The following is a 12757-nucleotide window of genomic DNA, read 5'->3' as shown; positions in this document are numbered from 1 at the left end:
AAGATTGTTCATTTTGAGAGCAAGAGATTGAAAAAAATAAAAACGAAAAAATCAATTAAAAAGAATCGAAACATGATTAAAAGTAAAATAAAAATAAGAAACATAAAAATAAAAACAAAAAATAAAAACATAAAAATAAAAACAAAAAAACAAACAAAAAATAAAAACAAACATTACCTAAAAATTATTTGAAAAAATCATATGCCGGAACAACTTCAATCCGAATACCTTCTTTTTCAATGACATCTCTTTGATCAAATGTAACAATGATTCCTTCATTTAATTTGAAAAACGAAGCGGCTTCCGCGACTCCTGCAATCTCGCGCTCAAGATTTAAACTGTTCAATTCAAAACAGGATTGAACAACCTGTTTTGCTTTTCCTTTATCAAAAACGACAAAGTCACATTCTCCTTTTTCTTTAAAATAAAATAATTCCGCCCCGTATTTGTTTTGGCGCCTCAGATGCAAATAAACAGCATTTTCCAGCTTATGGCCGCTATTCTCCGTAAATGAAGAAGAAACCTCATCAATGAAACCGTTATCAATTGTATAGATTTTCTTGGGATTTTGAGCTTGAGCACGAGCTGACCAGCTGAACTGCGGCAAAAATTCAAACAAATAAGAATCGTTCAAATAAGAAAAATAATCCAAAATTGTCGTTCCCGATTTGATTCCGAAACTGCCCGCAAGTTTGTTGGCGGAAACCGTATTTCCGATATTTGACATCAAATAAACCGCCAGCTGCCTGAGCGAAGAAACATCTTTAAGAGAATGGCGAACAGCAATATCACGAATCAAAATGTCATCGGCTAAAGCGTTTAACTGTCCTGCTCGTGAAGCATGAGTTTCAGAAATGTAAGCCGGAAAACCGCCGGAATTCAAATAAGTCAGCAGAGAATCACTTCCGGATTCAAGTTCCGAAATTTCCAAAAATTCGGAATAAGAGAAAGTGAAGAGTTCAAAAGAGCGGTGGCGGCCCGTCAGATGCGTGCCGAGCTCGCGGCTTAAAAGAGATGCATTTGAGCCCGTAATGTAAACAGAATATTTTTCTTTCAACAACTGGCTGACAAAGAGCTCCCAGCCGGAAACGAATTGGATTTCATCAAAAAATAAAACTTTCGGTTTTCGCCTTTTGATTTCAGCATCCAAACGCGTCAAATCAGAAGTTTCAAACCCGGCAAGCCGAATATCCTCGAAATGAAGGTAAAGAATCTCATCGGCGGAAGACTGAGATTTTTGATTGAAAATTTGGAGCAGAAGCGTGCTTTTGCCGCATCTGCGGATTCCCGTGATAACAACAGCATGAGAAGAAGATTTCGGAACCTCATCCAAAGACTCGCGAAGCAAGCCGTAATCCTGCTCCAAAAACAACTCCTTTTGAGAATCTAAAACTTCACTGATTTGACTCTGAAGCAACATAAAAAGAAATACATTTCAAGAAATATAAAACCTCCCATTACAAATGGGACAAGTTAACTATTACAAATGGGACAAGTTAATCATTATGAATGGGACAAAGTAGTCATTAAGAATGGGATATTTCTGCCGACACCAACAAGACAGTCAAATTACATTGACAAGTTAAAAAATAAAATGAAAAATTTTATCATTATGAAGGATGTAATCAGTAACTTCAAAATTCAAGAATTAACAATTCACAAATTTCAAAATTTCAATAAATAAGCAATTGATTTCGATTGCGCTGAAAAACAAAAGGAACTGATAAAATGACTTCCGAAACTTTAGATGTTGTTGAACTGCTTTTAACTGCTGAAATTTACAATGAACAGGACGACTTAATTGTCAACGACATTCCGTCCAAAATTCGTCGCCCTCTTTGGGATTCAAAAACCAGAAACGTGGCTAAACCGATCAAACCCGGCAAAACGATGATTAAAAATATGTTCGGTATTGACGATGTTGAAGGCGCGCTCAAAATCAACGGCAAGCCTTTTGCTTACGCGGTTGTTGACGCGTACACAGGAAGTGTTCGCATCACGGCCGGCAGTTTGGATGCCGCTGCTGAATGGTTTAAAAAACAAGAAGGCGCGCGTGACAGAATTTTAGAAAATCCTGTTTTGGCTTATTATTACAGCAGCGTTTCTGAAGAAAAGGACGGCAATATCAGTTATGAAGAGGTGGCTTCCAAAAACCCGCCCAAAGAAGCTTCTCGAGAATGGATCGAATCTATTATCGAAGAACTTTCGGAAGGCAAAGGAAACGGCCGCGAATGGCTGAAACTTGCTTATATCAAAGCGCCTGAAGAAGTTCGTGAATCTATGGACGAGCTGATTTTAACGGAGCGCCAGAAAAACGAACTTCAGAAAATCGAATTGGCGATTAAGAATAAGGAGCATTTCAGAAACATCGGCCTTTACGATATCGGAAAAGTTCTTTTCGTCGGCCCGCCTGGAACGGGAAAAACTTCTTTTGCCCGCGCGCTTTCCAAGAAATTGTCGATTCCGATCGTGGAAGTTCATCTTTCAATGATTACCGATCAGTATCTCGGTGAAACGTCGAAAAATATTGACCGCGTTTTTGCGCTCGCCAAGAAATTCGATCCCTGTATTATGTTTATTGATGAATTCGACTTCATCGCAACATCCAGAACCGCAAACGACGAACATGCCGCAATCAAACAGGCGGTCAATACGCTTTTGAAAGCAATCGACAACACAAGCCTTGTTGAAGACGGTGTTTTGCTCATTGCGGCAACAAACCACACAAAGAAACTTGACGAAGCCGTTTGGCGCCGTTTTGATGAAATCGTTGACTTTGAGCGCCCGACGCTTGATATGAGAAAAGAGATTCTGGATACGATTTTAAGAAAAATCGAAGGCAATGTCGACACGGCAGCCATTGCGAAAAAGACGGAAGACTACACCGGATCGGATTTGAGAATGGTGATTCGCGAAGCTGTTTTGACGGCGCTTTTGGACAACAGATACGAATTGGTCCAGGAAGATTTGGATAAGGCTGTCAAGTCCTTTGACAGAAGATCCGGCTTAAAAATGACGGCGTTTATTGAAGAATAAACCTGTCACTTATTTTCTTTTTTATTTTTGTTAAAACCCGAACGCTTTTTTCGATTTTATTTGTTTTCATTTTGCCACCCCTTTATTTGATAGATTTTTCAAATCCGAATGCCTTTTTTCGAATTTTTTCAAAAGCTGTGCGGCTCGCGCGCGGACGCGGCAGCAGGGATGCGGCGAAAAATCGCGCAGCGATTTTTCAATAAACACCGCCCTCCAACTGCAAACAAACACCGCCCTCCAACTGCAAACAAACACCTCCCTCCAACTGCAAACAAACACCTCACTCCAACTGCAAACAAACACCTCACTCCAACTGCAAACAAACACCTCCCTCCAACTGCAAACAAACACCTCACTCCAACTGCAAACAAACACCTCACTCCAACTGCAAACAAACACCACACTCCAACTGCAAACCGGCAAAGCCTGAAAAATCGCGAAGCGATTTTTTACAAACACCGCCCTCCCGCTGCCCGATGAAATTTTGTGAGAGGCCGACCGAAGGTCGGCCATGAGCAAAATTTAAGAACACAATTTAAGAACAAAATTTATTTAAACTGGGGAGAAGAGACATAGGAAAAGATGTCAATGAAAATTACGCTTTTGGGAACGGGAGATGCCCCGGGAACGCCGACGATCGGCTGTTCTTGCGCTTCATGTACGGACGCGAAGCGCGGAACAAAAAGCAATCGAACCCGTTTTTCTGTTTTGGTTCAAACCGAACAGGGAAATGTTCTCATTGACACAAGCCCCGACATGCGCGCGCAGCTTTTGAAAGCCGATATCGGACATATTGACGGCGTGATTTGGACGCACGGGCATTATGATCATTACGGCGGTTTTCCCGAATTTTACCGCGTTCAACGCGATGTTGATGTTTACGGTTTTAAAGACACGGTGGATTACATCACTGAAATGGTTCATTTCATTGAACCTGTTAAACATTACGTCAATTTTTATGAACCGTTCTCTTTGATCGGTCTTGAATTTTCATTGTTTGAAGTCGTCCATTTTCCCGAAAAACATCCGGCAGGCGTCATGATTTCGGACGGAAAGCATAAAATAATTATCAGCGGCGATTCCGAAAAGACGATTTCTGAAAAAAGTCTGGAATATATGCAAAATCCTGATTTATTCATTGTTGACGCAATCGTTCCCGAAACGATGAACGTCACGAAGCATATGAATTCAAAAGAAGCTCTTGAAATCGCCGAGAAAATTCATGCGAAGCAGACTGTTTTAACACATTTGAGCCATTTTTACGGGCCGCATGATGAAGAAGCGAAGAAGCTTCCGCTCGGGTATGACGGACTTTGCTTCATATTTAAATAAAAATCAGATTTTGAATAAAAATCAGATGAAGCGTCAGGTTAAATTGCCGGCAAATCTCAAATTGAATATCAAGCTAAACCCCGAGATGAGTCTCAAACGAAACATCAAACTGAATCTCAAGTAAACATTAAACTGAACATTAAACTGAATCTCCGATAAATTCAGCGATAACTTTTAAATAAAGTTTATTTGTATACTATTTGCATTTAATAATTTTTACCAATTAAATGAAATTGGCTTTTAGTAGGGAGAGCTGAATTCAATTCATTGGTTCTATGTGTTATTATTTAGTGTGTAGGGATAGCTATGAATATCGAAAATTTAGTATCGAAAATAAATCTCTTTCAGGATTTTGTCATCAGGTCCGGATTTAAAAGAGATTTACAAGACTATGTACAAGCCATTCAGCAGCCTCAGAATAAGAATCTGACTTTTATGAAAGATCTTTCAATGAAAATTCGAAATACATTGGAAGAAATTGAAGATAACGAGATTGACATTGATTTGCTGCTGATATTAAAAGAAACGAAACCGTTTACCGACTCAAAAGCAAAGAGTAAACTGGAAGAGTTGGATGAAAATACGGAAATCGATGCAGACGCATATTATCAGGATTTCCAGCATATTGTAAAAGACCTGTTGAACAAAATCGAGAAAAATGAACAGGAAATAAAAGGACTCAACGAGATTTTTCTGAAATATGTCGAAAATGAAGAAATCGAATCGGAAAACGCTCAGGCGTTGGTTTCGCTTGTGTTCAAAGACGCTGAGACAAACACCCGTTTAGAAAAATTCGCGGACTCCTTGTATCATTGGAACCGGGCGCTTTTGACATACAACTCTTTATTGAAATCAGAATGCCCCGAAGACATCTCTCTCGTCGAAATTCAAAACGGATCGGCAGAAGTCATTTTTGAAATCGGAAAAGATATTGCCGCAGATTTGGCCGAATCAACAAAAACAGGATTGAATGTGTTTGGCGCTTACTTGACAAGAAAACTCATCACAAGAGACGTTGTCGATTCGTATTTGGGAAACAAAAAGCTGATCGAATTGGAAAAACAGATTGATGAATTGATGCTTGATAACATTAAAGAATCCATTGCCAAAAATATCGAAGCGCAATATGCCGAATCGATTCGAAACGGAACCGGAAGAACGGTTTTTGTCGATGAAAAAATCAATGAGATCAGTATCGTTTTGACCGAACATATCATCAGAGGAAATGAGCTGAAACTGTTAACGCCTCTGAGATCTGAAAACTGTGAAAATATGCTTTCAGAAGAGCTTAGAAGAAAATCGGTTTTGGTTCAAAAAAGACTCAGACAATTGGATGCCGAAGATAAAAAATCGCTTCGGGAATACTCAATTAAAGAAGAATATGTAAAATCGACCGTTGAGTATGAAGTCAAGACGGAGAACAAAAAAGAGATGATCGAACTCGGAAACATCACTTTTTATGAAAATGAACCTATAGAAGCGGATATTGAAGAAGTGACAGATGAAAATCCGCCCGAGAACAACAATTTCGGCGGTTATGAAAACATAACTGAAGAAATAACGGCTTCCGATGAAGATGCGTCCGAGTATGACGATGATGAAATTGTCAGCATCGGAGACGGAAATGAAGTTTACGGCACCGGAGAAGAAATTTACAGTACCGATGAAAACAATTACGGTATTGAAGAAAGTAATTACGGCATCGAAGAAGATGTTTACGGCGGAATAACTTCAAAAAGCGAACCGTTTGAAGGAGCCGAAGTCATGGAAAGCGAAAATGACGTGACTTTTGAAGACGGAGCCATAATTGATTTCGGGAAAAAAAACATAACCAAGAGCGGAAATTTCGTCAGTTACGGAAATGAGGCGAAGTCGAGTTCAGGTTACAGAATCGGCGCAAAAGGCGACGACAAAGAAAAGAGCGGAGCAAAAAAACGGATCATGGATTTCATATACTAAACATATACTAAATCATAATTAAAAATGAAAGTTAAAAATTGAAGGGTTTTCTGTTTTATTGAGAACGGAATTTATTTAAATAAAGAAAAATATTTGAGCAAACCTTAAATGAGCTTTGCAAAAAGTATAAATCAAAACGAACCCTTCAATCGTAAACTTTCAATATGATTTATCAGAAATCAGATGCATCGGACGCATCATTAAATATTTCACATTTTAAATCATTGATTATTATTTCACGATCATTCACTTATTGAAGATTAAAATTCACTTATTGAAGATTAAAAATAAAAACGGCACGAACAAACGTAAATTGTCTTAAATGAATTAAATAATTAATAAAAAATAATTAAAAACAAACAATAATTAAAAAAATATTACATAAAAATAAAAAATCAGAGAGGATCAACATGGGAAATATTAGACACTCCAATATCAAAACAATTTCATTCAAACTTTTAAACAACTACGGTGACGTTTTCACAGAAGACTTTGACCAAAACAAAGCACTTGTGACCAAATACACAACAATCGAAAGCAAGACCATCCGCAACAAAGTTGCCGGATACGTCACAAGAAAAGTCAGACGCGCACCCAAATACTGATTTCAGGCGCGTTTGAAGCGGCGACGGACTTGAAGCAAAGCTTCAAGTTTATTTCACTTCTTTTTTACATTTATCGTTACTCTTCAATACATTTATCATTACTTTTCAATACATTCCATCATTACTTTTCATTGTTATTCCGATTAACTTTCACTGTTAATTTTCACTGTAAGTTTCCAATTTATTACTTTCATTATTATTTTTAATTTTATTCAAAATTATTCGGAATCAAAATCAAAACAGCTTCGGCTATATATTTTGACTTGTCACCGCTTACGAATACTTTCACTCCCCAAGCCAAAGTCCTTTTAATAGTTTGACTCTTTTAAATCCAAAAATAAATCAACTTAACAGACTATTCAAACAAAATATTCAAACAAAAATTGAATCAATCGAAACGAAAACAGGTTTAGAAAAATGGCAGCATCACACAAAGAAATGACAACGGTCCTTGAGAAAAACTTCGGCTACACTTCATTTCGACCGAATCAGGAAGAAGTGATTGAGGCGATTCTGAATGATCGCGACGTTTTTGTTTTGATGCCGACCGGCGGTGGAAAATCTCTTTGTTATCAAATTCCGGCGCTGATGAAAGATGGAACCGCTGTTGTCGTTTCACCGCTGATATCGCTTATGAAAGATCAGGTGGACAGTTTGGTTTCAAACGGCATTTCCGCCGCGTATTTGAACAGCACGCTTTCGGAATCGGAAAGCGCTGACGTGAAAAACCGCCTTTTAAGCGGTGATTTAAGAATTCTTTATGTCGCGCCCGAACGTTTGATGATGTCTTCGATGCTTTCACTTTTAAAAAGAACGAAAATCAGTCTTTTCGCAATTGACGAAGCGCATTGTGTTTCGGAATGGGGGCACGATTTCCGCCCGGAATATCGAAAACTGTCGGAATTGCGCGACAAATTTCCGGGCGTCTGCATCGCAGCACTCACGGCAACCGCGACCGAGCGCGTTCGAAGAGATATTGTTCATGTTTTGAGACTTCAGGATCCTGTCATTAAAATTTCCAGCTTCAATCGCCCCAATCTTTCTTACCAGATCGTTGAAAAGAAAGACGTGATGGAGCAGCTGGAAGGTTATATCAAAAAGAACCGCAGCAAATCGGGAATCATTTATTGCCAAAGCCGCGACGCTGTTGAAAAGCTGGCGGCGCGTCTCAATAAACTTGGTTTTTCGGCGCTTCCGTATCACGCCGGCCTTTCTGATGAAAAACGCGCGCGCCATCAGGACAAATTCATTCATGACGATGTTGACATTATTGTCGCGACCGTTGCTTTCGGCATGGGCATTGACAAGCCCGACGTCCGTTTTGTGATTCATTATGATTTGCCGAAAAATTTGGAAAGCTATTACCAGGAAACGGGGCGCGGCGGAAGAGACGGGCTGGAGTGCGAATGTATTTTGTTTTTCAGCCGCGGCGACTGGCACAAAATCCGTTTTTTGATTGAAAAGAAGCCGAGTAAAAAGGAAAGGGATTTGGCGTTTCAGCAATTGTCTCAAATCATCAGTTACTGTGAAAGCACGGACTGCCGCCGCAATGTTCTTTTGCGCTATTTCGGCGAAGATATCAAAGAGTCGTGCAACAATTGCGATTCCTGTTTCCACCCGAGAACGAAAGTGGACAACACGGCGGAAGCGCAGCTGATTTTGGAATGCGTGAAGCAGAGCGGGCAATATTTCGGTATGTCTCATATTGTGGATATTTTGTACGGTTCAAAAACGCAAAAAATCAAAGACAAGCGTCATGATAAACTGCCGATTCACGGCGCCGGCAAACATCTTTCAAAAAATGACTGGAAAAGAATCGGCAATGAATTGATTCAGTCGGGATATTTAAGCGTCAGCGGCGAGCGTTATCCGATTGTGAAACTGAACCCGAGCAGCCGAAAAATATTGGCGGGCGAATTGACGGTGGAACTGACCGAAGCACCGATTTCAAGGATTTCAAAAGGGCGAACTGTTCTTCCGGGAGCCGCTTCCGAAACTGGCGAAAACGCGGGCGCTTTTGTTGATGAAACCGAAGACATTTTTGTGACAGATGATGACGATTATGAATCTGAAAATGAAATTATTGAAAGAGATGATTTTGCCGAAAATTCCGGCGGCTCAATCGTTTACGGCGGCAGAAAATCGATTTTAGCAGACGGTATTGATGAATATATAAAACCGGCAAAATCCAAATCAACCGAATCGTCGAAACCGTCTGTGATTCAAAAAACTTTTGAAACGGAAGAACAAAAACAAGAGAAAACGGAAGCTTCAAAGAAAACAAAATCGAAAACAGCAGTCCCGAAAAGTATTGAAAAAGGAAAGTTTGACGCTGTTTTGTTTAATCGTTTGAGAGATTTGAGAAAACAAATCGCAAATGACAAAAACTTGCCGCCTTACATTATTTTCGCGGATACGAGCCTTCGCCAAATGGCAACGGATTTTCCGACGGATGAAGCCGCTTTTTTAAAAATCGCGGGCGTTGCCGAGTATAAACTTCAGAAATACGGCGGCTTGTTTATTAACGAAATCAGCGACTACATCGGAGAAGTCGAGTCACCGATGCCGACAACGGCACCAATGCCGGTTTCTGTTCAAGTCGTTCAAACCGGTCAAACCAATCCAACTGTTAATTCCGAGCCGATTGAAACAGATTCGATTTCAGAAGATGAATTGAAGAAAACACAAAGCCTGTTTTCACAGGGACTTTCCGTCAGCGAAATTTCGGAAATCAGAGGCGTTTCTGTTTTACGAATCGTTGAACAATTGGAAACGCTGATTGCTTTGGGAATGATTGACAATTTGGATGTTTTGATCGACAATCAAAAACAAAAAGCAATAACGGAAACGATTGAAAAATTACAGATTGAATTCACGGAAAAACTGATGAATTCGGTTGTGATTGAAAAAACGGATTCGAAATGTTCCGAAGAAGAAATTCGATTGATGAAAGCGCTTTTGATTGCGGAAATGAAAAAAGATCGGAAATGATTTTTAATTTTTTTGAAAAACGGACGATGTTTTTCGTTGAATTATTAAATCAGCGGGAAGCTTTTTTGACAAAATTATTAAAGAATGCTGCGAACGCGTGCGGCGGTCGGCTGCTAAGACGGCGGAAAGATGGCGAAAAAATCGCGAAGCGATTTTTCATAAACACCTCCTTCCACGCGGAAACACAAACCGCCCTCCCGCTACAAACAAACACCACCTCCAAGCGCAAACAAACACCACCCTCCAACTGCAAACAAAGACCTCACTCCAACTGCAAACACAAACCGCCCTCCTCCCGCCATGAAATTTTGTGAGCAGCAGCCGTCAGGCTGTTGCGAGCAAAATTTGCAAACACAAACCTCACTCCAACTGCAAACAGGCGAAGCCTGAAAAATCGCGAAGCGATTTTTTACGAACACCACCTTCCAACTGCCCGATGAAATTTTGTGAGAGGCAGCCGTCAGGCTGACGCGAGCAAAATTTTTTTTCAAAAATAGTCCGAAAAATAAGGCTGCTGATCGGGAATGATTTGATTCAAAATTTTCAATGTTTCCGCGTCCGTTTCCAATCTTTCGATTTCATCAAAATAAGATGGATTTCTGTAGCTCATTAAAAGCGCCGTCAGCGTTTGAATATTTAATTTAACGGGTTTTCCGATTTTGTCGTTTGAAATTTGAACATTTCCGTCATCATTCCATAAAATGCCGAAAATGCCGTTGTTCCACTCGGCAATCGGGTCTTCAACGATGAAATGAAAAGGTTTGCTCGTGTCGTCAAACGGATAATTTTCAAGGAATTTTTGAACATCCACGATTCTTGCCATATAATACGGTTCAATCGTCTCTGTTATTTGACTGTCTTCCAAAAGGAAAGCAATCGGATCGTTGCTGTAAATATTTCCCTGAACAACGTTGACCATCGAATAATGCGCGGAAATGAAATTCCAAAGACCGTGCCGGGCTTCTTGATTGAGATAAATCATTTCTTTGACATGAAAAATATCATCGGCGACCCAATAGAAAAGCAAACCTGTCGGCTCGTCTTTTGCATCATAATAAACGGCGGCTGTCCTTTCTTCTTCATTTTCCCAGCGCCAATATTCTTCCCAAGCCGCTTCACTTCGAATCATGGCGCCGTGATTTTTGCGGGAAAAACTGTCATAAACTCGAATAACGTCAGGATTATCGACATCTAATCTTTCAACAAAACCCGGCGCATCAACGTGTTTGGGAAGCTGCGTGTCTTTGATGTTAAAAGTCATGTGCTCGGAAATGATTTCCCAGCCTTTTTTTCTGTAAAAAGGAATGGAATACGGATAAAGATAAGAAATCCATTGATTGGATTCACGCATTTTGATCAGCGCGATTTTTATCAAATCGCTCATGAGACCCAGATTTGCGTATTCGGGATACGTGCCGACACCGGTCAAGCCGGCCATTTCATAAATTTTGCCGTGGACATTGACGCGGCGCGGATAAATCGAAAGCTGTGAAACGAGTTTGTCACCGTCAAACCAGCCGAAAACTTCGGATTCGCGAAGAACCGGCATTTTGGAGCGGGCGAGTTCGCCTTCTTTGTAGCCGCTTCTTTGTAGATCGCGGTTCGTGACTTGAAAAACATAGCGCAAAAGCTCGTTAAACTGATCAAGATCTTTCATTTCAACCGAGCGCAGTTCAAGACGGTTTTTGACTTTGTTTTCATCCATTGTAACACCTGTTTTTCAAAAATTTGATGTTTTTTGATTTTATTTGAGTATTTGATTAATTTATTTGATTTTATTAAATTCTGTTTCGCTGATATATAATTCATTCAAAGAAGTATATAAAAATTCAGAACGAAAAGAAAATTGAAAACAGAGAAAATAATGAAAAAAACAAATTGATGTCACAAAGCGCCAAAATAAAACCGAATGTGATCGACGGCAAAAACGGAACCCGAAGTTTCAAAGCGTCGGAAATTGAAATTTTAATTTTATTTGATGAAAATGAAACGGGGCGCTTGAAAAAAATCGGATGACTGAGGAGTTTGAATCCGATAAGAATGTAAAATGCCGAGAAAATGAGTGAGAGTAATAAAGAATTCGATAAAACGGAAAAAGGAAGAGAAAAAAAGAAATAATCAAAATGAAACTGAATCGGAAAAGTTTGACCGGATTGAAACGAAAACGGGAAAAGCTGAACCGATTGGAATGAAAAAAGAGAAGTGAATTGAAACGGAAAGAGAATGGAAAGAAAAAGAAAGGCTTTGCAGTCCGCGCCGCCGAAAAATCGAAGAGAAAAACAAACAAGAGAAAACAAAAAGAAAAAACCGAATGAAATCAAAATATCAAGTAATTGAGAAAAACCGATGAGAAATATTTCAAAAATGATTGTCGGAAGAATTGAAGCAAACCCGATAAACCAAATCCCGTCGGGAACACGCTTTACGAGAACATCGTGAATTGAAGCAATGAGAAGGAAAAGCAAAAGAGCGAATGATTTTAAAATAAAAATGATTGACAAAAGCTCCGGAAAAATTTCGACGAGAATCATGAAAAGATCAAAAACAAAGAACGGATAAACATTTTTAATATTTTCAAAAGGAATAGAATGAGTTTGAATAAAAAGTGTTTGAATAGAATTTGTTTGAATAAAAAGTGTTTGAATAGAATTTGTTTGAATAAAAAGTGTTTGAATAGAATTTGTTTGAATAAAACGAATTTGAATTAAAAATCATAAAAATTATTGCAACAATTGAAATTTCGTTGTAAAATTTAAGATAAATTTAATGAAAAAACATTTACAAAAACGTTCATATAATAGCATATAATAGATTTCTCACACAATTATAACTCT

At 39.1% G+C, this 12757-nt stretch carries 11 protein-coding genes; 5 read left to right on the top strand and 6 right to left on the bottom strand.

The window, feature by feature from the left end; translation table 11 throughout:
• Positions 1–184: 184 nt before the first annotated feature.
• A complete protein-coding gene (locus MmiHf6_RS09285) occupies positions 185–1366 on the bottom strand; it encodes an ATP-binding protein (protein WP_316557510.1) in 1182 nt (393 codons plus the stop codon).
• A 362-nt stretch (positions 1367–1728) separates the two neighbouring features.
• Here MmiHf6_RS09285 and MmiHf6_RS09280 point away from each other — a divergent pair, with 362 nt between their 5' ends.
• Positions 1729–3036: an AAA family ATPase gene (locus MmiHf6_RS09280; protein ID WP_316557509.1), complete on the top strand. Its 1308-nt coding sequence runs from the start codon at positions 1729–1731 to the stop codon at positions 3034–3036.
• Between the two features lie 66 nt (positions 3037–3102).
• Here the strand turns inward: MmiHf6_RS09280 and MmiHf6_RS09275 are convergent, their stop codons facing one another.
• Positions 3103–3555, bottom strand: a complete 453-nt coding sequence (locus MmiHf6_RS09275; protein WP_316557508.1) for a hypothetical protein — start codon at positions 3553–3555, stop codon at positions 3103–3105.
• Between the two features lie 63 nt (positions 3556–3618).
• On the opposite strand from MmiHf6_RS09275, the gene MmiHf6_RS09270 reads away from it, so the two are divergent.
• The 4 genes from MmiHf6_RS09270 (at position 3619) to recQ (ending at position 9923) form a co-directional block, all read left to right on the top strand.
• The gene (locus MmiHf6_RS09270; protein WP_316557507.1) at positions 3619–4368 is read left to right on the top strand and encodes an MBL fold metallo-hydrolase; all 750 of its coding nucleotides are present in this window, start codon (positions 3619–3621) and stop codon (positions 4366–4368) included.
• A gap of 435 nt (positions 4369–4803) precedes the next feature.
• Positions 4804–6327, top strand: a complete 1524-nt coding sequence (locus tag MmiHf6_RS09265) for a hypothetical protein (RefSeq protein ID WP_316557506.1) — start codon at positions 4804–4806, stop codon at positions 6325–6327.
• A gap of 410 nt (positions 6328–6737) precedes the next feature.
• Positions 6738–6932 (top strand): 30S ribosomal protein S17e, encoded by a 195-nt coding sequence (locus MmiHf6_RS09260; RefSeq protein WP_133517497.1) that lies wholly within the window; start codon positions 6738–6740, stop codon positions 6930–6932.
• Between the two features lie 417 nt (positions 6933–7349).
• Positions 7350–9923 (top strand): DNA helicase RecQ, encoded by a 2574-nt coding sequence (gene recQ / locus MmiHf6_RS09255; protein ID WP_316557505.1) that lies wholly within the window; start codon positions 7350–7352, stop codon positions 9921–9923.
• 49 nt (positions 9924–9972) lie between these two features.
• On the opposite strand, the gene MmiHf6_RS09250 is transcribed toward recQ, so the two are convergent.
• The 4 genes from MmiHf6_RS09250 to MmiHf6_RS10240 all read right to left on the bottom strand — a co-directional run bounded on the left by MmiHf6_RS09250 (position 9973) and on the right by MmiHf6_RS10240 (position 12454).
• Positions 9973–10137, bottom strand: coding sequence for a hypothetical protein (locus MmiHf6_RS09250; protein WP_316557504.1), 165 nt, complete (start codon positions 10135–10137; stop codon positions 9973–9975).
• A complete protein-coding gene (locus MmiHf6_RS09245; RefSeq protein WP_316557503.1) occupies positions 10124–10414 on the bottom strand; it encodes a hypothetical protein in 291 nt (96 codons plus the stop codon). Before MmiHf6_RS09245 ends, MmiHf6_RS09250 begins: the two co-directional genes overlap by 14 nt.
• Positions 10411–11628: a GNAT family N-acetyltransferase gene (locus MmiHf6_RS09240; protein ID WP_316557502.1), complete on the bottom strand. Its 1218-nt coding sequence runs from the start codon at positions 11626–11628 to the stop codon at positions 10411–10413. The genes MmiHf6_RS09245 and MmiHf6_RS09240 overlap by 4 nt, the downstream gene beginning before the upstream one ends.
• Positions 11629–11752: 124 nt before the next feature.
• Positions 11753–12454 (bottom strand): prepilin peptidase, encoded by a 702-nt coding sequence (locus MmiHf6_RS10240; RefSeq protein WP_420891304.1) that lies wholly within the window; start codon positions 12452–12454, stop codon positions 11753–11755.
• Positions 12455–12757 lie beyond the last annotated feature (303 nt).

It is taken from the genome of Methanimicrococcus hongohii, from assembly GCF_032594095.1.
Lineage (GTDB): Archaea > Halobacteriota > Methanosarcinia > Methanosarcinales > Methanosarcinaceae > Methanimicrococcus > Methanimicrococcus hongohii.
This window is presented reverse-complemented; position numbering and strand designations above follow the sequence as displayed.